The sequence below is a fragment of the Haloplanus aerogenes genome (assembly GCF_003856835.1).
In the GTDB taxonomy this organism is placed as follows: Archaea; Halobacteriota; Halobacteria; order Halobacteriales; family Haloferacaceae; genus Haloplanus; species Haloplanus aerogenes.
On record NZ_CP034145.1, the window covers coordinates 2,483,891 to 2,501,556 of the forward strand.

The window sequence follows — 17,666 nt, forward strand, 5'->3', positions numbered from 1 at the left end:
CCCGCTATGGACTTCAGCCTCTCCGCCGAGCAGTCCCAGATCCGCGAGATGGTCGCCGAGTTCGTCGACGAGGAGATCGTCCCCGTCGCGGGCGAAATCGACGAGACCGACGAGTTCCCCCACGACTTGATCGACGAGATGGCCGAATTGGGGCTGATGGGCATGCCCTTCGACGAGGAGTACGGCGGTGCCGGCCTCGACTATCACTCCTACGCCGCCGCGCTTGCAGAGATCAGCCGAGGGAGCGGCGGTCTCGGCACCGTCGTCGCGGCCCACACCAGCCTCGCGGGTGGGATGCTGGACTCGTTCGCCTCCTCGGAACAGAAAGAGCGCTTCCTGACGCCGCTGAACGATGGAACCGACATCGGCGCGTTCGCGCTCTCGGAGGCGGGCGCGGGAAGCGACGTGCCCGCCATGGAGACGACCGCCGTCCGCGACGGCGACGAATACGTGATCGACGGCGAGAAACTCTGGATTTCGAACGGCTCCGTCGCGGACACGGTCGTCCTGTTCGCCAAGACCGACCCCGACGCGGGCCGGAAAGGTATCTCCGCCTTCGTCGTCCGCCCCGACGAGGACGACGGCTTCCACGTCGAAGGGACGGAACACAAACTGGGCGACAAAGGGTGTCCGACGGCGGAACTCCGCTTCGCCGACCTCCGGGTGCCAGCCGACCGTCGCCTCGGTGACGAGGGCGACGGCTTCGTGCAGGCGTTGAAGACGCTCAACGCGGGACGAATCACCATCGCCGCCCGCGGCGTCGGCATCGCGCAGGCGGCGCTGGACGAGGCGGTCGCCTACGCGAACGAACGCGAGCAGTTCGGCCAGCCCATCGGCGACTTCCAGGCTGTCGGCCACAAACTCGCGGACATGGACACGAAAGTGGAGGCGGCCCGCCTGCTCATGCACTACGCGGCCGACCGGAAGATCCGGGGGAAACGCTTCGTCAAGGAGGCGGCACAGGCCAAACTCTACGCCAGCGAGGTGAGCCGGGAGGTCGCCAACGAGGCGATCCAGATCCACGGCGGCTACGGCTACACGAAGGACTTCCCGGTCGAACGCTTCTACCGCGACGCCAAACTCAACGAGATCTACGAGGGAACCAGCGAAATCCTCCGCAACACCATCGCGGACGAGGTGCGGTAACCGGAAGCTTCGACTGGCCGGCGTCCCGACGGGTGGACATGACCGACTCCGGCGACGATAGTGGCGGTGTGACGGGGACGACGACCGACGACGATGTCACCGCGCGCTACTACGAGACTGGCGGCGAGCGTGTCCTCACGTTCGAATTGGACGGCCGGCACGCCACCCTCGCACAGAACAGCGAGGGGTACGCGATGTTGGCCGTCCGCCGCGCTCCCGACGGCGACGAACTCGAGCGCTACTACGGCTTCGACATGGCGCTCGACCACGCGGCCGAACTGCTCGGGGTGCGTCCGGCGGCCCTGCCGGTGCCGGACGAGGCGAGCGACATGGGGATGTGAGGATCAGGTCCAGTAGAAGCGCGGTCCGAGGAACAGGTAGGCGAGCGCGAGAAAGAGCAGGGCGAAGGCGAACACCTCGCCGGGGCGCCCGCGGAGGAAGATGGCGAGCACCTGCACGACACCCATCACGATGGCGTCCTGCGGGTGAAGGTCCGGGTACGTGATCTGTGTCACCATGAGCGCCGCAAGCAGTCCGGAGAGGGCGACGAGGAGGCCGGGACCGACGAAACCGGCGAGTACGCCCGCCGAGAGGACGGTCGCCGCGAGCGTCGACGGGACGCCCTTGGTCTCCGAGGCGTCGCTGTCGTAGGCCGTGTAGAGGCCGAGACGGGTGACCGCCATGGCGACGTAAATAGCGGGCAGGAGAAGCGCGAGGCCGTACTTGACCGGGTCGCCCCCGACCGTCCACGCGTCCGCCGCTCGCGAGGAGACGAGCAGGGCTGGCGCGACGCCGAAGGAGGCCACGTCGGCGAGCGAGTCGAGATACGGGCCGGCGAGCGTCCCGCCCCGTTTGCGGGCGATGACTCCGTCAAGGCCGTCGAGGACGGCCGCGAGCAGGACGATCCGGGCAGCGAGCCCCGCGTCCCGCGTCGCGACGAACGCCGCTAAAAATCCGAGCATCGCGTTGCCCACCGTCACGGCGTCCGCGAGGCCGAGTCGCCCGACGAACCGCGGTTGCATAGTCGCTCACTCTCCCACCGCGGATTTACGTCTTTATATCGTCCGTTTCGATCCGCGAACCAGTCTGCATATATCCGTCGACCACCGAGAGCCGCGTATGCGCAGACGTCGGGTACTCGCGACGCTCGGATCGGCACTCGCTGCTGGGAGTGCCGGCTGTACCGCCGTCGGAACGCTCGGCGGCGTCGACGGCGACGTGGGCATGACCGCGGTGGCGTTCGAACCCGCGACGATCACGGTCGGTGTCGGCGACGAGGTCGTCTGGTACAACAACAGCGCCCGCGCTCACTCGATCACCGCCTACGAGGACGGCATCCCTGAGGACGCCGCGTACTTCGCGACCGGAGGGTACGACTCCGAGAGCGCCGCCCGCGAGGCGTGGGACGGCATGCACGGCGCCATCACCAACGGCCAACAGTACGCCCACACGTTCGAGGTGCCCGGCACCTACAACTACTTCTGTATTCCCCACGAGCGGGCGGGGATGGTCGGACGGGTCGTCGTCGAGGAGTAGCAGTCGCTCGGTGGCGTCGCCATCGCCGTCACGGTCACCGTCGCTGACGCTGGCGTCGCTCAGGTGTCGACGACTCTGATCCGCCGAACGTCCGCGACGGACACACCGTAGACGGTCGATAGCACGTCGACCGCGACGCGCGCGACGGACTCCACGTCGACGTCGCCCGGCGCCCGCCCGGAGCTGAACGTGACGATTTCGCCTGCCGGATACGACTCCCTCACGTCGATCTGGTGTCCGTACTCGTCGGCGAGCCGCTCCGCGGCGGCGGCGGCCGCCTCGCTCAACCCAGTCAGGTTGTGCTGGTCCCACATGTTGATCTGGTAGTGGGCATCGGTGACGCCCTCGTGTTCGAACTCGACGTTGGCGAAGGCGTCCCCCTCGTTTTCGAGGTGTCGGTGGAGGCGGCGGACGCCGTCGATCAGATCAGCGGGTGCCGCTGGCCCACCTCCCGTGTCGGGCTGGGCGGCGTCACCAGCCTCGTCCCGACGAGGGTCGTCGAGATACTCGTCGAGGATGTCACGAGCGTCCGCGTCCAGCAACAGCGACGCTAACTGGTCACCCGCGATCAACTTCACGTTCAGACTCGCTGCGACTTCGCGCGCCCGTTCCGTGAAGTCACTCGTCGTGACGACCACCACCGTATCCACGTTTCCAAACTGCTGTTTTAGGCTGCTATACTGCTGGATGTCCGGACTTCCGACGTTGTTCCCACGGGCGTATCGTTTCGCCTGTATGAGCTGTTTTCGTGGGAACGGGTCGTCTTTCTCCGCGACGACATCGACGCCACCGTCGTTCGACCCCGTGGTGATCGTCGTCTCCCATCCGCGCAGGCGCCACAGATCCGCGACCACGCGTTCGAAGTCGTATGCGTCGATGTCATGCAGGTCGTCGAGAACGTCGTCCGGAGTCGGGCCCATGGAGTGGCGGATGGTTCGGGGACAGTCCCTAAACGGTACGGATTCCGCGCCGGGGAGATATCGACGCCGACGCGGCTCGCTCACCCGATAGTCGTGAGCGGGGCTACTCGTCGCTCGGCGACGGCTCAAAAGAGGCGTGTGTTCGAATTACTCCTCGACGGCGACGTCTTCTTCGTCCACGTCGACGGCGGCTTCTTCCTCGGCGGCGACCTCTTCGGGTCGCGCTTCGAGGGTGAGCTTCTGGATCTCGACCCGGCGAAGCGGGTAGACCGTCTTGGCGTCGCCGTAGATGGCCGAGGAGAGTCGGCCCTCGACGGCGCTCTCGACGAAGGACTGGAAGTCGCGTTCGGCGGCGGCGTCCTCGATGATGTCGATCATGATCCGACGGATGGCCTGCTCCTGACTGCGGTCGGCCTTCTTCGTCGTGAACGCGACGGGCTGGACGCGGACGCGGTAGTCGTCCGTCGTCAGCACCGTGATCGTCGCGTCGATCTTCGAGGCGCCGCGGCGCACGAGGCTCCGCAGGTAGTCCCGCGTGAGTTCGTGCTTCACGAACTCCGTGTAGGCGGCGTCCGAGCCCACGTCCGTGATCTTGAACGTGAGTTTGGTGTTGTTCGCCCCGGCGTCGTCAGTGAGTTCGCCGAGGGTCGTTTCGATCGTTCGTCCGATGACTTTCTCCGGTTCGTCGGCAACCGTCTGGCCGAGTTCCGCCCGGTCGTACTGCTCCGGGGCGAAGATGGTGTACCAGCGCTTGCCGCGTTTCTGCTTGGATACTGAACGTTCACTCATGGTTGTCGTGTTCGCGTGCTGTTCGTGCAACGGTCTCCGCGACCGTCAGGTTCACCACGTAGTCGTCCACGGTCGACTGCAGTCCGCCCGCAGTCTCGCGTTCGATGGTCGTGCGGACGACGTCGTCCGACACGTCCGTCGACATCGACGGCGTGTTGTCCGGCCGGAGTGCGGCCGCAATCGTCGCCGCGTGGTCGTGTGTCGTCTCGACGCGAGCGCGCTTCATAGCGCCTCCCTGAACGCCGTGACGAACCTCGATACCTCCACTGTACCGCTGAACCGCGCCGTCGCTCGCCGGCTCTCGCCAGCACTCGATCCCTCGGCGTCGACCGTCCGTACCGCCTCGGCCAACGCCGTCCCGAGCCGCGCGTCGTCGACACTCGCGGCGGCCGCGGCCGCGGATTCGCCCACGATCAACACGACCGGTTCCGGCGACCGGAAATCCCGACAGAGTCGAGCGATCGTGCCGAGTCGACCGGGGTCGCGCTCGTCGACCCGGGCGACGAAGACGCCGTCGTACCGGCCCGTCGCCGCCTCGGCCAGCGCGCCGTGCACGGCGCTGGCGTGGGCCCGCCACGCGTCGAGGGCCGCCGTTCGCAACCCGTCGTCGCGAATGGCGAGAGCGACGCCCGTCCCCGGTCGCTCGCGCGCGACCGCGTCGAGTGCGTCGCCGAAGCCCTCTATCGTTGCGAACGCCGCCTCTGGCGTCGCGTGCGGGCGCAGTGCCCGCTCGACCGCCTCGGCAGCCCGCGCCGACGACGCCGTCGCCTCGATGGCCAGCCACGACGCGAGCCGTCGGTACTCGTCGTCGGTCGGCTCCGCCGACAGGTCGAACTCCGACAGCGCCGCCCGCGCCGCCTCGGGATCGCCCGAGACGGGCGCCGAAACGAGCATCGAGTGGGCGAGGCCGTCCGCGAGATCCGTCGTCGGCACCGCCACGCCGGGGCGGCGGTCGACGGTCGTCCGCTCGCGGGCCGCGTCCAACAGCGTCGCCGCGTCACCCGCATCGAGCGGTCGATTTGCGGTCGCGACGCCGGCGAGCGCGAGCAACGGGTCCGGGTCGACGCCGAGTTCGCGCGCCACCGCGGCGGCCGTGAGGCTCGCCGGATCGGGGCCCGTGAGGGCGAGATCGCCACCCGTCGTTCCGACACCGACGACGAGGTCGTCCTCGTCACCCGGTACCGGGTCGGGCACCGCGTCGACGCGCACCTGGAAGGGGATCGCAGAGTCCCTGCACGCCCGCACGAGGACGCCGCTCGCGGCCAGCGAATCGCCGTCGGCGGCCGCGACGACCCGAACGAACGGGGCCGTGCTGACCGCGTCGGCAATCTCGCCGGCGTCGGCGTCCTCGGCAGTGGCGGGCGCGGTGGACATTTACTCTTCGAGGAGTTCGACGGCGACGTCGTAGCTGTAGGTGAAGTCCTCGTCGAGCGCGTCACCGCGGTAGTAGCTGACCAGGCGGCGGATCTTCGACTCCGTGTTCTGGAGCGCGCGCTTGTTCTGGTGGTCCTGCGGGTTCGCCTCCATGTGCTCGCGCAGGCGGATCGCCCGCACCATCAGGTTGCGTAGATCCGCCGGCAGGTCGCCGTCGGCGTCGTGCTCCTCGAGGATCTCGGTGAGCTTCTTCCCCGTCGCCAGCTTCACGTCGGGGATCGGCGTGCCCTTCACGCCCTCGTCGCGCAGTTTCATCCCGATGACGCTCGGGTCGTGACCCTGCTCGGCGAGTTCGACGACGCGCTCTTCGATGGCTTCCTCGTCTACGTCGCTCCACTCCGGGGGTTCGTCTGCCACCGGCTTGTCCGAACCGGACGAGCCACGGCGGCGGGTGTGCATTCGTGCCATAGATTGATTGGAACCGCACAGACCGCAGAAGCGTATCGTGTACCGACGCCTGCCGGTACACGCACTCCCGCAATCCCAAGCCCAGACGGGCGAGTCAGATTTGCGGTCGCGCCGTTCCCGGCAGTCCGTTCGTGAATCCAACACTAAACCGTTTCGAAGCCCCAATGTGCCACGCCATCGCGTACCTGACGGCCGAGTCGAAGCCCTTATTATTCGGACCGCGGTACGAATCGATGCGACGAGGGCTCGTAGATCAGGGGTAGATCACTCCCTTGGCATGGGAGAGGCCCCGGGTTCAAATCCCGGCGAGTCCACTCGACTCACTTCGTTCGTCTCGTTCCCTCGCCGACGTCCCGTTCGCTTCGCTCACGGGACCCCCGGCGAGTCCACTTTTCTGACGACGGCGTAGACGGGGAGACAAATCTCCCTCATTACATCCTAAATAGTCCAATTTCTCTGGATTCGACTACTGCGGAGTGCCGAAAGGGAGCCGAATTGGCTCAGGACGCCAAGCGCGGGTCGGCGCAGTCGAGCGGCGACCGCAGGGATCGAGAGAGAATCGACGAAGGCGACCACCGTTCGGATCGAACCGGGACGTGCAGTGATACGGGCCGACCAGTCGAGTACGTGCCCGGCCCGCACACTTATACAGATCATCCGAGTCGCTCACGGTATGTCAGGTGGTGTGAGCGACGACGCGTCGAAGAACGGGGCGGAACACGTCTACGACGCCCTCGTCGACGCCGGCGTCGATCTCCTCGTCGGGCTTCCAGGGACGCAGACGCTCCCTCTGGATCGGATCGTGACCCAGCGTGACGAGATCGACTACGTGATGGCCCGCCACGAGACGGCGATCCCGCACATCGCGTGGGGGCATTACGAATCCGGCGGAGGGATGGCGGCCACACTGACCGTCCCCGGGCCGGGGGATACGAACGCGATGCACGGGCTAAAGAACGCGTTCGAAGACTGCGTCCCGATGGTCCACATCTCGGCGGATGTCGATCCGGACGACAGGGGACGTGGTCCGATTCACGAAATTGCGGCCGACACCTTCGACAACGTCGTCAAATCGAACCAGAACGTCGGGGCGAAGGATCGGCTCGACGAGCAAGTCAGCCGTGGAATCGCTATCGCCAGGACGCCACCGACCGGGCCGGTTCGGCTCGGTATCCCGAGTTCGTTCCTCGATTCGCCCGTTCGGCCGCAGGATGTACGCGTCGACCCCGAACGGCAGTCGTACGACATCGACGACGAAGTCGAGGAGACGGTCGAACTACTGACGACTGCGGAGCGGCCAGTCGTTTACGTCGGTGGTGGGGCGCGTCGATCGGACGGCGGCCCGGATGTCGCATCGGTGCTCGCAGCGGCGCTCGACGCACCCGTCGTCGCATCGTACAAGGGGAAGGGAGTCGTCCCGGAGGACAACGAGCGGTTCGTCGGCGTGACTGGCAGTCACCTTCCAGCCGGTGCCGAGCGAATACTGTCCCGTTCTGATGTCGTCCTCGCCCTCGGAACCGACTTCGACGGGGTGACGACGGACGACTGGTCGCTCCCGATGGGCGACCGACTCGTCCACGTGAACGTAGATCCGGCCGACATCGGCGATCCGTACCCCCCGACGATCCCGATCGTGGGTGACGTGGGGGACGTCGGGAAGCGGTTGCTCGCAGGCATTCGTGCCCGTGACCAGCCGCGCACGCGGTGGGACGGGGCCGCACTCGGTCGTCGCGTCCGCGAGGAGTATCACGAGCATCTCGCGGACCTCGGCGTCCTCGCTGCCGACGCAGAGCCGGCGTACACACCCGCAGTGCTCAGGACCATCCGGGAGCGTCTCCCGCGTGAGACGGTCGTGGTGACGGGTGTGGGAGGGTTCCGCCTGTGGACAAAGCAGGTTTTCGAGGCGTATACCCCGGAAACCTACGTGACAGCCGGATCGTGGGCCGGAATGGGTGTCGGTCTCCCCGCAGCACTCGGCGCAAAACTGGCGAACCCCGACACGCCGGTCGTCTCGCTTATCGGGGACGGCGGGCTACTGATGTGTCTCCAAGAACTCCACACGGCCGTCGAGTACGACCTCGACGTGATCGCCGTGGTCTTCGACAACGCCGACTACGGGATCATCAGCAAGTCGGCGGAGTTCTCACAGCCGGGCGACCGATCACCGTTTCGGTGGGACTCGCCGGACTTCGTGACGCTCGCGGAGGGATTCGGAGCACGCGGGACTGCCGTCTCGACTGCGACCGAGGCGGGTGACGCCCTCGAAGCCGCGCTGGAACGAACGGCGGGACCGGAACTCATCGACGTGCAGATCACCCGCTCCGAGCCTTCGGTCGTCGAAGCGGCAGACTACGAATCGACGATCGCTCTCGAGTGACCACCGACGCGACTCAAACACAGGTACCACGGGCCGGCGCTTTGTCGGCCGAGATCGGCTCTACCATTGGTTCGTTCCCGTAGAACGACCGACGAACTGCGTGGCGAGTGGATAGGTGGTAGCCTGGAGTGATAGTCCCCGATTCCTCGCTTGCGACGAAGAAGGCGTCGGCGAGCCAGAGACACCGGCTATCGCCGGATAGCGCGAGAGCGTTCAGAATCCCGTCGGCGACGCATCCACTACCGACGTCTCACGGCGTCTCGATGTAGGCGAAGTCGTCTCGGGCCTGCAGTTTGGTGAGTTCGCCGACGCCGGCCGGCACCGTCTCGACGCCGTCGATGAGGGCTGATTCCTCGATGTCGCGTGCCGCCAGCGAGTTCTCACACGCACGGAAGGAGACGCCACGGTTGAGGAGTTCGGTGACGCGGTCGGGGTGATTCGATTCCGAGGCGACGAGGAGTTCGACCCCCTGCCCGTTGGCGACCACGACGACGTTCTCGACGGCCGTCGAGGAGTCGTCCAACAGGTTCGCGACGTTGGCGAGGGCGTGTTGCTGATAGTCGGGACCTCTGGCGAAGTGAAAGACGGTGCTCATGGATTGGGATGTCGGTGTGTCGGTGTCGGTCGATTCGTCGGGTTCGGTGGGCGAGCTGGACGTTCCGCTGTCGCCCGGTGCGGTGGAACACCCCGCAAGGGTGAGGGTGGAGGCGCCAGCCGCCAGCCCGAGAAACCGGCGTCGATCGTGTTCGGTACCCATCGCATCGACCGTCTCGCTCGGTTGACGTTATTACAGGGTGGTTAAATCGGGGGCACATCGGATGACCAGCGGTGGCGTCGGCCGGACGTTCTGGTCGACAGGCGAACGTTCCCACTGGCATCGAGAGAACGAGAAGTGCAGGGCGCTTCGCGGTAACTCACCCCGGCAACGCCACGTTGATCCCCGCCACCACCAGCCCCGCCACCCCCATTCGCGCCGCCGCGACGTACCACCGCTGCCCCGAAATCGACCCCATGTAGGCCCCGAACGCCCCAAGCACGCCCACGCCGAGACCGACGGCAACGACGCCCGCCTCCGTCATCGTGAACACCGACCCCTCGAACAGGAACGGCGTCAGGGGAATCAGAATCCCGATGAGTGGCCCGAGACCGCTCATGATGGCGTGGAGGAATCGGGCGCCGTGTTGCTCACGCTGGATGCGCGTGTCGTCGAGGTCGGTGAGCATCGCCCGCTCCAGTTGCAGAATCTGGGCTCTGGTCTCGGCGCGTTCGATCTCCCAGACACTCCAGACGGCGGAGGTGCCGAGACCGACGGCCGCCCCCAGTCCGATCTTGATGACGGTTGCTCCATCCGGGATGCCGGAGAGGACAGCGCCGACGACGATGCCGATGGCCGTGAGCGTGCCGTCGAAGCCGTTGGAGACGAAGTAGCGCCGCGAAATCGAAACGACATCCTCGTTCGCGAGCAGTCGGCGGAGGAGCCGCTGGATCGAGACCACGGCTTCAGCGGTCTCGGCTGGGTGGCCGATCACCGACGACGTATTCACCACACGCGACCAGATCGACGGAGTGGATGGTGCCGCCGAGCTGTTCGATGGTCTCCTCGATGGACGCCACGTCGAGGGCGGCTCCGTCCAACGTCACCTCGACGTTCTGCACCTCTCGGTCGTGTTCGATGAGTGAGACGGTAACTCCCTCGACACCGTCGGTCTCGGCGACGCGATCCGCGAAATCCACGAGTGGCGGGTCGTGCGGTTTGAGCACGTCGAGGACGAGTCGTCGAACGGTTGCCATGCGTCGAAGTGGGGGCGGCCCCTCCTAAAAACATCTCCCTGTCTTCACATGTAGGGAGGGGCAACCATCCTTTACCAGCCTTCGGACCGACGTGACACGTGATGCTCGTCGACGCCGTGCTCTTTCTGGGGGGATTGGCGGCGCTCGTGGTGGGTGCCGACCGAGCCGTGACCGGCGCCGGTGATCTCGCGCTCTACTACGGCGTCTCGCCCTTCTTTATCGGTGTGACCCTCATCTCGGTCGGTACGTCGGTGCCGGAGATGGTCACGTCCGTCTACGCCGCCTACTACGGCGCGGGTGATCTCGTCGTCGGCAACATCGTCGGCTCCGAGACGGCACAGATCACGCTCGCCGTCGCCATCATCGCGTTGATCGCCCCGTTCGTCACCGAGCGACGCAACGTCCTCGTCTACGGGTCTGCCATGTTGCTGGCGATGATCATCATGCTCCTGACGCTCGACGACGGCATCATCGTCCGATCCGAGGGCTTTCTCATGATGCTGGCGTACGTCCAGTTCATCTACACCCTCTACACGAACGAGGGTGGCGAGGAAATCGCGGAGGAGGTGATCGAGGAGCCAGCGGAACCGGAACACGCCCTTCCCTGGATTCTCGGCGGGCTGGCGCTGGTCGTCGTCGGCGGGCAGGTCATGGTCACGAACGGCGTCGACCTCGCGCGGGTGGTCGGCATTCCCGAATATTTGATCGGCCTGCTCACCGGCCTCGGGACGACGGCACCGGAAATCGTCGTCGCCGGTATCGCCGCCCACGAGGGTCGAGGTGGCATCTCGGTCGGGTCGATCCTCGGGAGCAACATCACCGACCCCGTCTTCTCGCTGGGGGTGGGCGCCCTCTTTTTCGACGTGCGTGTCGAGAACGTGGCCGCGCTCTGGCCCTCGCTCACGTATATGTTCGTCGCGTCCGTGATCGTGCTGTCGCTGTTCTACTGGCGGGAGGGGATCGACCGCCGGATGGCCATCGTCTGCCTGTTGCTGTATCTCCCGACGTTCGTGGTGGTGTAAGCCTACGCGCCCGCCTCGACGACGATCACGTCCCGGTCGGTCCGCTCCCGAACCGTTCTCCCGACGCCCGAGAAATGTTCCGCGTGGTCGCCGCGGTCACCGACGACGATGGTGTCGGCGTCGACTTCCTCGGCGTAGTCGAGGATGACCTCGTGGGGAATCCCGTGGCGCGTGTCCCCCTCGACGGTCACGGGGCGGTCCGCCGCCATTGCGACTACGTCCGCGACACACAGCTCGGCGTGGTCCTCCGCGTAGATGGTCGCGAGTTCCGCCGAACTGAGCGCTGGGTCACCGAAGCGGCGCTTGTCGACGACACAGATGACGTGGAGCGTCGCCTCCCGTTCCTCCGCGAGGTCGATGGCCTCGCTCGCCGCCTGACGTGCGTCCTCGCTCCCGTCCGTGGCTAGAAGGATGGTTGCCATACGCTCCGTAGGCGCCAAAACGCATTAACTATTTGTCACTCGGAACGGCGACGAACGGGCATCCGGCACGTATAGGATGACGGACGACCGATACCGTCGCATGAGCCACGCCGAGCGAATCGCGATTCTCGGTGGGACGTTCACGCCGATCCACAACGGCCACCGCGCCCTCTTGCACAAGGCCTTCCAGACGGCGAGCCACGACGGGCCCGGCGACGGACACGTGATTGTCGGCCTCACCTCGACGGAACTCGCTGCGAAGACGCGGAGCGCGGCCCACGCCGAACGCCTCGGCGATTACGAGGACCGGCGGGCGGCGCTCGCGGCCGAACTCGACGATACGGCCGAGCCGTACACGGCCACCTGCGAAATCGTCCAGTTGTCGGATACGGAAGGTCCCGCGGCGACGCGAGCGGACGTGGACGCCCTCGTCGTCTCTCCGGAGGCGAAGGCCCAGCACCGCGCGCACGAACTCAACGCCCACCGACGCGAGGCCGACCTCTCACCGCTGGAGATCCACACGCCACCTTTCGTCGTCGCCGAGGACGGCAACCGGATCAGTAGCACCCGCATCCGAAACGGCGAGATCGACGTGCACGGCCGCCTGCTCGACTGAGACGGATTGTTGTGACTGTTTGCCGGCCGTCGCTGCCCTCTACCCGGTCGCGTTGCTCTCGGGCGCCGCCTCGTAGACGACCTCGACGGTCGTCGTCACGGTGACGGGACCGGATTCGAGGTCGGACGGCGGCGCGGCGGTCGCGACGGGTGTCTCCGTCATCGCTCCGCCAGCGCCGGCGTCGGCGTACCGGGGCACGCCGCGACTGGTCGTCCGGATCACCCGGACCCCGGTGACGGTGAGGTTCGCGTCGGCCGCGAGCGCTCGCGCCTTCGCCCGCGCGTCGGCCATCGCCGCACTCCGGGCGCGCTGTTGAAGCTGGCGACGACGCTCCGTCGAGAGTGTGAAGGATACGTCGTTGATCTCGCTCGCCCCGTTCCGAACGGACGTGTCGATCACCTCACCGACGCGGTCGGGGTCGGTGACCGTGATCTCGAAGTCGTGGGAGGCGCGGTACTGCACGCGAGGTTCGGCGCCCTCCTCGCGAGGCCGGCGCCGATCCTGATAGATGTCGTACCGTCGGGTGGTGATCCGATCCTCCCCGATACCGATCTCGGAGAGCGCGGTGCGCATCCGCGAGGTGTTCTCGGCGAGTCGCTGGCGGGCCGTCGCGGCGTCGGGGCCGACGGCGACGACCGCGACGCGGACGACCGCCTGATTCGGTTCGGCGTCCGCGCTCCCGCTCCCGGCGACCCGGATGGTGCTATCCGAGGCCGGGGTGGCTGGCGTGCGATCCGTCGACTGTCCCGGCGCGTCGGCCGTCGCAGTCGGTGATTCGGTCGGTCCACCCGCACAGCCGGCGAGCACGAGCAAGGCCGCGACGCCGACGGCGGCGAGTACGTGTGTGCGTCGTCGCATAGGTGACGTGTCGGAACGAGAAGATAAGTGCCTCGTGGAAGCACAAACGGGCGTTTGATACTCTCGGCTGTCCGTCCGTGGTGTATCCCGACGCGCCTACCATGGCGGGCAGTGACGGCGACCGGCCGGAGTGATACGGGCTCGGGACAGGGGATTGATACCGCTGGAGAGGGATCGACGTAGCACATGGACACGGAGGCAGAGGGATGCGTCGTCGACCGTCCGACGCGAGCGCGCGACGGGGGGCGCGTCGATGGCCGCTGAGACGGCCCTGCTCGAAGTCGGCGCGATGTTCGCGGCCATCGGCGCCGTCGGCTTCCTCGCTGGCCGACTCGACCTCTCGCCGATCCCGTTTTACATCCTCGTCGGCATCGCCCTGAACGAGTCCGTCCTCGGCGCCGTCGGCCTCCCCGCGGTGTCGAACGGGGAGTTCGTCCAGGTCGGCGCCGAACTCGGCATCGTCTTCCTCCTCTTTTTCCTCGGTCTGGAGTTCAATCTGGACCGCTTGCTCGCGGATCGGACACGGATCGGCACGGCCGGCGTGATCGACCTCGTCGTCAACTTCGGCGTCGGCCTCGGAGTCGGGTGGCTCCTCTTCGGCAGCCTCCTGCCCGCCCTCTTGATCGCCGGTGTGGTGTACATCTCCTCCAGCGCCATCATCACGAAGTCGCTGCTCGACCTGGGCTGGATCGCAAACCCCGAGAGTTCGCCCCTGCTCGGCGTCCTCGTCTTCGAGGACCTCGTCGTCGCCGTCTACCTCGCGGTCGTGACGGCACTGGTTGCCGGCGGCGGCGACGTGGGCGCGGCGGCCCGCGCCATCGGTATCGCGTTCGCGTTCATCCTCTTTCTCCTCGCCATCGTCGCCGCCGGAACGGCGCTGTTCGAACGTCTCCTCGATACGCCCTCCTCGGAGTATTTCATCCTCCGGGCGGTCGGCGTGACGGTCCTGCTGGCGGGCGCGGCGCTCGCCGTCGGCGTCAGCGAGGCCGTCGCCGCCTTCTTCGTCGGCATGGCATTCAGCGCGACGGAGTACGTCCACGATCTGGAGACGGCGCTCTCCTCGATCCGGGACGTCTTCGCCGCGGTCTTTTTCTTCTGGATCGGCCTCGTCACCGACCCGTTCGTGGTCGTCGGGGCCGCCGATGTGATCCTGCTTCTGGTCGTCCTGACGGCCCCAGCGAAACTCCTCAGCGGCTTCTACGGCGGCCGGGCGTACGCCCTCAACGACCGCCGCTCGCTCCGCGTGGGGTTGGCGATGGTCACCCGCGGGGAGTTCTCGCTCATCATCGCCGCCGTCGCACTCTCCGGCGCCGGCAGTACCCTCCCCGTCGAGACGGCCGAGACCATCTACGCCGCCGCGGTGGGCTACGTCCTCGTCATGAGCGCGCTGGGCACGACACTGATGGGGGCGTCCGGCCGCTTCGAGCGGTTCCTCCCCTCCTGACCGACGACACGTTTAACCCCGGACCGCGTAGAGTGAGGATATGCGGGTGTACGAGTCGGAAGTCCCCGGCGTCGGGCGGAAGTTCGAACTCGAACTCACCGGCGGCACGTCGGTCGTCGTCGTCGTCCACCACGACGGCCGGTGTGAACTGTTCCGTCGCGACGGCCCGGACGCCGACGGCGAGAAGATTCTCGATCTGAAGGGCGAGCAAGCCAACCGACTCGGCTCGATCCTCGAAGGCGCGTACTTCGAATCCGTCGACGTGGATTCCCTGTCGGTCCCGCTCGGCGAAGCCATCATCGAGTGGGTCGAAGTGGGCACGGGGTCACCAGTCGCGGGCGAAACGCTCGAATCGTCGGAGATACGGACCGAGACGGGCACGTCGATCATCGCGATCCAGCGCGGGGAGGAGACGGTCTCGAATCCCGACGCCGACACGGAACTCGAACCCGGCGACCTCCTCGTCGCCGTCGGAACCCGAGAGGAACAGGCCGAACTCGCTGCGCTGGTCGAGGGATCGGCGTAGGTCGTGGCCGGGCCGACCGCCGTCGACGATCGCCCCGACGGCGCCTTTTTGTCGCCGCCGTGCCTGTGTCGAACCATGTCACACGCACTCGTCGACTACCACGACGTCGATCCGGTCGGTGGCGGCCTGCACTTCCTGCGAGACAGCCTCGGCTGCGAGAAATTGGGCGTGTCGGTGCTAGACGTGGAGGCGGGGTGGAGCGGCAAAGCACACGACCACGCCGACGACGGACAGGAGGAGGTGTACGTCCTCGTCGAGGGGGCGGCGACCGCCACCGTCGACGGCGAGACGGTAACGATGTCGGCCGGTGACGCGCTCCGTGTCGACCCCGCGGCGACCCGGCAACTCGACGCCGAGGAGTCGTCGCTGTTCGTAATCGCCGGCGCGCCCTAGAGGCGCGCCTCTAGATCGACGAGCGCCGCATCCGCTACCTCGGCGTCGACGAGGTGTCGACGGGCGATGGCTCGGGGGCGTTTCGCCCGCCGACGGCCGAGCCATCGCCAGCCGAGACGTCGTAGTTCACGGCGCGTTTCGCGGTCGAGTCGGGATCGGGAGGTGTCGCTCGTATCGCTCATGGTCAGTCGCTCGGATCACGGCTCCGTCCGTCGATCCGGTCGGCTATGTGCCCACTCGGCGCCCGACCGACTTCAACCTGTGGGTAGGTGTCACACGACACACGAATCGGCGGGTACATTCACAAAAACAATTATGGACTCACGCGGACACCTTGGTGGCATGCAGAAACCGCTCCTGGTGACGGATTTCCTCGACAGGGCCCGCGAATACTACGGCGACCACGAGGCAGTGGTGGCGACGACGGGGGATCGGTACACCTACGACGAACTCGGCGAGCGAGCGGACCGGTTCGCAGCGTTCCTCCAGTCCCGCGGTATCGAGAAGGGCGACCGGGTGGCCGTACTCGATCCGAACACCCACTATCACCTCGAAGCCGCGTACGGGATCATGCAGTGTGGCGCCATCCACACGCCGCTGAACTACCGGCTCACTCCGAACGACTTCGAGTACATCCTCTCCGACGCCGGCGTCGACGCCATCTACGCCGACCACGACTACGCCGACAAGATAGAGACCATCCGCGACGACGTGCCCACCGAGACGTTCGTGACGAACGACCCCGACGCCGTCGACGGCGACTGGGAGGGCTTCGACGCCGTCCTCGATTCAGCGGGCGCCGACTACGATCGCCCCGAGATGGACGAGGACGAGGTCATCACCATCAACTACACCTCGGGCACCACCGGCGACCCGAAAGGTGTGATGCGCACCCACCGCTGTGAGACGCTCCACGCCTACCTCACGGCGATCCATCAGGACATCAGCGACGACGACGTCTACCTCTGGACGCTCCCGATGTTCCACGTCAACGGCTGGGGGCACATCTTCGCCATCACGGGCATGGGTGCGAAACACGTCTGCACGCGCGGCATCGACGCCGAGTGGATCCTCGACACCGTGGCGACCGAGGACGTGTCCTACCTCTGTGGCGCGCCGACCGTGCTGAACATGCTGATCGACTACTACGACGACCACGACGTGCCCACGCAGGGTGCAAACGACGTGCGCATCGCCACCGCGGGGTCGGCGCCGCCCGAGGCGACCATCCGCACCGTCGAAGACGAGTTCGGCTGGTATCTCACGCACGTCTACGGCGCAACCGAGACGGGACCGCTCGTCACCACCTCCAACGCGCGTCGCTTCTTCGACGACGACGACCGCGGCCGCTTCAGGGTGAAAAAGCGGCAGGGACTCGGCTTCCTCGGCACGGAGGTGCGCGTCGTCGACGAGGACGGAAACGATGTCCCCCGCGACGACGAGACCATCGGCGAGGTGGTCGTCCGCGGCAATCAGGTGATGGATGGCTACTGGGAACAGCCCGAAGCGACGGAGGAAGCCTTCTCCGACCGGGTCGAGGGCTACTACCACATGGGTGACCTCGCCACCGTCGACGAGAACGGCATGATCTCGATTCAGGACCGCAAGAAGGACATCATCATCAGCGGGGGCGAGAACATCTCCAGCATCGAACTGGAAGACACGCTGTACGACCACGAGGCGGTCGGGAGCGTGGCTGTCGTCCCCGCGCCGAGCGACGAGTGGGGCGAGGAGCCGAAGGCCTTCGTCGTGCCGGCGAACGGGAATCCGGACGACCCCGGCGTCGACGCCGCGGAACTGATCGCGTTCACCCGCGAACGCCTCGCGGGGTTCAAGGCGCTCAAACAGGTCGAGTTCGTCGAGACGCTTCCCACCACCGCGACGGGCAAGGTCCAGAAGTACGAACTCCGGTCCAAGGAGTGGGAGGACGAAGATCGGATGGTCGGGGAAGGATAACGCTACGTTGCTCGCGCACGAATCGAAC

General features: G+C 66.7%; 22 protein-coding genes and 1 tRNA gene. 11 read left to right on the top strand and 12 right to left on the bottom strand.

Annotated features, from left to right (window positions below):
• Positions 1 to 6 precede the first annotated feature (6 nt).
• On the top strand, positions 7 to 1,146 hold the full coding sequence (locus DU502_RS12730; protein ID WP_121920463.1) for an acyl-CoA dehydrogenase: 1,140 nt from the start codon (positions 7 to 9) through the stop codon (positions 1,144 to 1,146).
• 38 nt (positions 1,147 to 1,184) lie between these two features.
• Positions 1,185 to 1,487: a DUF7111 family protein gene (locus DU502_RS12735; protein WP_121920462.1), complete on the top strand. Its 303-nt coding sequence runs from the start codon at positions 1,185 to 1,187 to the stop codon at positions 1,485 to 1,487.
• Between the two features lie 3 nt (positions 1,488 to 1,490).
• Here DU502_RS12735 and DU502_RS12740 read toward each other — a convergent pair whose 3' ends face one another.
• Entirely contained in the window at positions 1,491 to 2,168 is a 678-nt protein-coding gene (locus DU502_RS12740) for a protein sorting system archaetidylserine synthase (protein ID WP_121920461.1), read from the bottom strand.
• A gap of 97 nt (positions 2,169 to 2,265) precedes the next feature.
• Here DU502_RS12740 and DU502_RS12745 point away from each other — a divergent pair, with 97 nt between their 5' ends.
• Positions 2,266 to 2,682 carry a plastocyanin/azurin family copper-binding protein gene (locus DU502_RS12745; protein WP_121920460.1) on the top strand — a complete coding sequence of 139 codons (417 nt, stop codon included), beginning with the start codon at positions 2,266 to 2,268 and terminating at the stop codon, positions 2,680 to 2,682.
• 59 nt (positions 2,683 to 2,741) lie between these two features.
• Here DU502_RS12745 and DU502_RS12750 read toward each other — a convergent pair whose 3' ends face one another.
• The 5 genes from DU502_RS12750 to DU502_RS12770 all read right to left on the bottom strand — a co-directional run bounded on the left by DU502_RS12750 (position 2,742) and on the right by DU502_RS12770 (position 6,233).
• Entirely contained in the window at positions 2,742 to 3,602 is an 861-nt protein-coding gene (locus tag DU502_RS12750) for a restriction endonuclease (protein ID WP_121920459.1), read from the bottom strand.
• 147 nt (positions 3,603 to 3,749) lie between these two features.
• On the bottom strand, positions 3,750 to 4,391 hold the full coding sequence (locus tag DU502_RS12755; RefSeq protein WP_121920458.1) for a 30S ribosomal protein S3ae: 642 nt from the start codon (positions 4,389 to 4,391) through the stop codon (positions 3,750 to 3,752).
• Positions 4,384 to 4,617, bottom strand: a complete 234-nt coding sequence (locus DU502_RS12760; RefSeq protein WP_121920457.1) for a KEOPS complex subunit Pcc1 — start codon at positions 4,615 to 4,617, stop codon at positions 4,384 to 4,386. The genes DU502_RS12755 and DU502_RS12760 overlap by 8 nt, the downstream gene beginning before the upstream one ends.
• Positions 4,614 to 5,765: an exonuclease RecJ gene (locus DU502_RS12765; RefSeq protein ID WP_121920456.1), complete on the bottom strand. Its 1,152-nt coding sequence runs from the start codon at positions 5,763 to 5,765 to the stop codon at positions 4,614 to 4,616. Before DU502_RS12765 ends, DU502_RS12760 begins: the two co-directional genes overlap by 4 nt.
• Positions 5,766 to 6,233, bottom strand: coding sequence for a 30S ribosomal protein S15 (locus DU502_RS12770; RefSeq protein WP_121920455.1), 468 nt, complete (start codon positions 6,231 to 6,233; stop codon positions 5,766 to 5,768).
• A gap of 242 nt (positions 6,234 to 6,475) precedes the next feature.
• On the opposite strand from DU502_RS12770, the gene DU502_RS12775 reads away from it, so the two are divergent.
• Positions 6,476 to 6,547, top strand: a tRNA-Ala gene (locus DU502_RS12775).
• 359 nt (positions 6,548 to 6,906) lie between these two features.
• The gene (locus tag DU502_RS12780) at positions 6,907 to 8,610 is read left to right on the top strand and encodes a thiamine pyrophosphate-binding protein (protein ID WP_121920454.1); all 1,704 of its coding nucleotides are present in this window, start codon (positions 6,907 to 6,909) and stop codon (positions 8,608 to 8,610) included.
• 250 nt (positions 8,611 to 8,860) lie between these two features.
• Here the strand turns inward: DU502_RS12780 and DU502_RS12785 are convergent, their stop codons facing one another.
• From DU502_RS12785 to DU502_RS12795, 3 genes are all read right to left on the bottom strand, one after another.
• Positions 8,861 to 9,367, bottom strand: coding sequence for a DsrE family protein (locus DU502_RS12785; RefSeq protein ID WP_121920453.1), 507 nt, complete (start codon positions 9,365 to 9,367; stop codon positions 8,861 to 8,863).
• Between the two features lie 157 nt (positions 9,368 to 9,524).
• Positions 9,525 to 10,106: a VIT1/CCC1 transporter family protein gene (locus DU502_RS12790; protein ID WP_121920601.1), complete on the bottom strand. Its 582-nt coding sequence runs from the start codon at positions 10,104 to 10,106 to the stop codon at positions 9,525 to 9,527.
• Between the two features lie 4 nt (positions 10,107 to 10,110).
• Positions 10,111 to 10,401 carry a DUF211 domain-containing protein gene (locus DU502_RS12795; RefSeq protein ID WP_121920452.1) on the bottom strand — a complete coding sequence of 97 codons (291 nt, stop codon included), beginning with the start codon at positions 10,399 to 10,401 and terminating at the stop codon, positions 10,111 to 10,113.
• 101 nt (positions 10,402 to 10,502) lie between these two features.
• Here DU502_RS12795 and DU502_RS12800 point away from each other — a divergent pair, with 101 nt between their 5' ends.
• Positions 10,503 to 11,423 (top strand): sodium:calcium antiporter, encoded by a 921-nt coding sequence (locus tag DU502_RS12800; protein ID WP_121920451.1) that lies wholly within the window; start codon positions 10,503 to 10,505, stop codon positions 11,421 to 11,423.
• A 2-nt stretch (positions 11,424 to 11,425) separates the two neighbouring features.
• Here DU502_RS12800 and DU502_RS12805 read toward each other — a convergent pair whose 3' ends face one another.
• Positions 11,426 to 11,845 carry a universal stress protein gene (locus tag DU502_RS12805; RefSeq protein WP_121920450.1) on the bottom strand — a complete coding sequence of 140 codons (420 nt, stop codon included), beginning with the start codon at positions 11,843 to 11,845 and terminating at the stop codon, positions 11,426 to 11,428.
• Between the two features lie 100 nt (positions 11,846 to 11,945).
• Here DU502_RS12805 and DU502_RS12810 point away from each other — a divergent pair, with 100 nt between their 5' ends.
• Positions 11,946 to 12,461 carry a phosphopantetheine adenylyltransferase gene (locus DU502_RS12810; RefSeq protein ID WP_121920600.1) on the top strand — a complete coding sequence of 172 codons (516 nt, stop codon included), beginning with the start codon at positions 11,946 to 11,948 and terminating at the stop codon, positions 12,459 to 12,461.
• Positions 12,462 to 12,500: 39 nt separating this feature from the next.
• On the opposite strand, the gene DU502_RS12815 is transcribed toward DU502_RS12810, so the two are convergent.
• Entirely contained in the window at positions 12,501 to 13,319 is an 819-nt protein-coding gene (locus DU502_RS12815; protein WP_121920449.1) for an SIMPL domain-containing protein, read from the bottom strand.
• A gap of 253 nt (positions 13,320 to 13,572) precedes the next feature.
• Here DU502_RS12815 and DU502_RS12820 point away from each other — a divergent pair, with 253 nt between their 5' ends.
• The 3 genes from DU502_RS12820 (at position 13,573) to DU502_RS12830 (ending at position 15,682) form a co-directional block, all read left to right on the top strand.
• The gene (locus DU502_RS12820; protein WP_121920448.1) at positions 13,573 to 14,763 is read left to right on the top strand and encodes a cation:proton antiporter; all 1,191 of its coding nucleotides are present in this window, start codon (positions 13,573 to 13,575) and stop codon (positions 14,761 to 14,763) included.
• A 40-nt stretch (positions 14,764 to 14,803) separates the two neighbouring features.
• Positions 14,804 to 15,289 (top strand): cation:proton antiporter regulatory subunit, encoded by a 486-nt coding sequence (locus DU502_RS12825; protein WP_121920447.1) that lies wholly within the window; start codon positions 14,804 to 14,806, stop codon positions 15,287 to 15,289.
• 75 nt (positions 15,290 to 15,364) lie between these two features.
• Positions 15,365 to 15,682, top strand: coding sequence for a cupin domain-containing protein (locus DU502_RS12830; protein ID WP_121920446.1), 318 nt, complete (start codon positions 15,365 to 15,367; stop codon positions 15,680 to 15,682).
• Here the strand turns inward: DU502_RS12830 and DU502_RS12835 are convergent.
• Entirely contained in the window at positions 15,679 to 15,864 is a 186-nt protein-coding gene (locus DU502_RS12835) for a hypothetical protein (RefSeq protein ID WP_121920445.1), read from the bottom strand. The two genes, DU502_RS12830 and DU502_RS12835, sit on opposite strands and share 4 nt — an antisense overlap.
• A 160-nt stretch (positions 15,865 to 16,024) precedes the next feature.
• Between DU502_RS12835 and DU502_RS12840 the strand changes: the two genes are divergently transcribed.
• Positions 16,025 to 17,638, top strand: coding sequence for a long-chain-fatty-acid--CoA ligase (locus tag DU502_RS12840; protein WP_121920444.1), 1,614 nt, complete (start codon positions 16,025 to 16,027; stop codon positions 17,636 to 17,638).
• Positions 17,639 to 17,666 lie beyond the last annotated feature (28 nt).

Bases quoted from the DNA above. Each gene is read 5' to 3' on its own strand.
- DU502_RS12815 (WP_121920449.1), bottom strand. From the start codon at position 13,319: ATGCGACGACGCACACACGTACTCGCCGCCGTCGGCGTCGCGGCCTTG.
- DU502_RS12820 (WP_121920448.1), top strand. From the start codon at position 13,573: ATGGCCGCTGAGACGGCCCTGCTCGAAGTCGGCGCGATGTTCGCGGCC.
- DU502_RS12755 (WP_121920458.1), bottom strand. From the start codon at position 4,391: ATGAGTGAACGTTCAGTATCCAAGCAGAAACGCGGCAAGCGCTGGTAC.
- DU502_RS12740 (WP_121920461.1), bottom strand. From the start codon at position 2,168: ATGCAACCGCGGTTCGTCGGGCGACTCGGCCTCGCGGACGCCGTGACG.
- DU502_RS12770 (WP_121920455.1), bottom strand. From the start codon at position 6,233: ATGGCACGAATGCACACCCGCCGCCGTGGCTCGTCCGGTTCGGACAAG.
- DU502_RS12765 (WP_121920456.1), bottom strand. From the start codon at position 5,765: ATGTCCACCGCGCCCGCCACTGCCGAGGACGCCGACGCCGGCGAGATT.
- DU502_RS12750 (WP_121920459.1), bottom strand. From the start codon at position 3,602: ATGGGCCCGACTCCGGACGACGTTCTCGACGACCTGCATGACATCGAC.
- DU502_RS12825 (WP_121920447.1), top strand. From the start codon at position 14,804: ATGCGGGTGTACGAGTCGGAAGTCCCCGGCGTCGGGCGGAAGTTCGAA.
- DU502_RS12730 (WP_121920463.1), top strand. From the start codon at position 7: ATGGACTTCAGCCTCTCCGCCGAGCAGTCCCAGATCCGCGAGATGGTC.
- DU502_RS12805 (WP_121920450.1), bottom strand. From the start codon at position 11,845: ATGGCAACCATCCTTCTAGCCACGGACGGGAGCGAGGACGCACGTCAG.
- DU502_RS12760 (WP_121920457.1), bottom strand. From the start codon at position 4,617: ATGAAGCGCGCTCGCGTCGAGACGACACACGACCACGCGGCGACGATT.
- DU502_RS12745 (WP_121920460.1), top strand. From the start codon at position 2,266: ATGCGCAGACGTCGGGTACTCGCGACGCTCGGATCGGCACTCGCTGCT.
- DU502_RS12835 (WP_121920445.1), bottom strand. From the start codon at position 15,864: ATGAGCGATACGAGCGACACCTCCCGATCCCGACTCGACCGCGAAACG.
- DU502_RS12840 (WP_121920444.1), top strand. From the start codon at position 16,025: ATGCAGAAACCGCTCCTGGTGACGGATTTCCTCGACAGGGCCCGCGAA.
- DU502_RS12810 (WP_121920600.1), top strand. From the start codon at position 11,946: ATGAGCCACGCCGAGCGAATCGCGATTCTCGGTGGGACGTTCACGCCG.
- DU502_RS12795 (WP_121920452.1), bottom strand. From the start codon at position 10,401: ATGGCAACCGTTCGACGACTCGTCCTCGACGTGCTCAAACCGCACGAC.
- DU502_RS12785 (WP_121920453.1), bottom strand. From the start codon at position 9,367: ATGGGTACCGAACACGATCGACGCCGGTTTCTCGGGCTGGCGGCTGGC.
- DU502_RS12830 (WP_121920446.1), top strand. From the start codon at position 15,365: ATGTCACACGCACTCGTCGACTACCACGACGTCGATCCGGTCGGTGGC.
- DU502_RS12735 (WP_121920462.1), top strand. From the start codon at position 1,185: ATGACCGACTCCGGCGACGATAGTGGCGGTGTGACGGGGACGACGACC.
- DU502_RS12780 (WP_121920454.1), top strand. From the start codon at position 6,907: ATGTCAGGTGGTGTGAGCGACGACGCGTCGAAGAACGGGGCGGAACAC.
- DU502_RS12800 (WP_121920451.1), top strand. From the start codon at position 10,503: ATGCTCGTCGACGCCGTGCTCTTTCTGGGGGGATTGGCGGCGCTCGTG.